Origin of the sequence: Acinetobacter sp. NIOH-H-8, from assembly GCF_046635365.1 — a bacterium.
GTDB lineage: Bacteria > Pseudomonadota > Gammaproteobacteria > Pseudomonadales > Moraxellaceae > Acinetobacter.
The window spans coordinates 1-460 of the sequence record NZ_JBHDVN010000173.1; the positions used below are offsets into that span (position 1 = coordinate 1).

Below are 460 nucleotides of genomic sequence, written 5' to 3' on the forward strand. Positions count from 1 at the left end.
GCGCGATGGAAGTGGTGGTACGTCCGGTGATCCGCAACAGCGGCGCGGGGCTGAATGTACGGGCTGACAAAGCTGAAGCCAATAAATGTGACCTGTGCAACCATCGTGAAGACGGCCCGGCGTGTATGGCGGCTTGCCCGACTCATGCGCTGATTTGTGTCGATCGTAATAAACTTGAACAACTGAGCGCAGAAAAACGCCGCCGCACGGCGCTGATGTTCTAAAAATCTTACAGAACTGTTCTGGTATCAAAGGAATTCCCGGAAATATTCGTAGAATACGAAGCGGGCAGTATCGCCGACCTGTGACTGCCGGATGCGACGCTGTCGTGTCCGGCAGGGCGGGTTACGCAATTCATGATGGCGGGAATAACTCAATGGCAAAAAACACATCTTGCGGTGTCCAACTGCGTATTCGTGGCAAAGTGCAGGGCGTCGGTTTTCGTCCGTTTGTCTGGCAA

1 pseudogene is annotated in these 460 nt (G+C 53.9%); it reads left to right on the forward strand.

The features are described 5' to 3' along the window. A pseudogene (locus tag ACEWB7_RS17630) lies at positions 1 to 224 on the forward strand (hypothetical protein); the annotation flags it as partial. Positions 225 to 460: the final 236 nt, after the last annotated feature.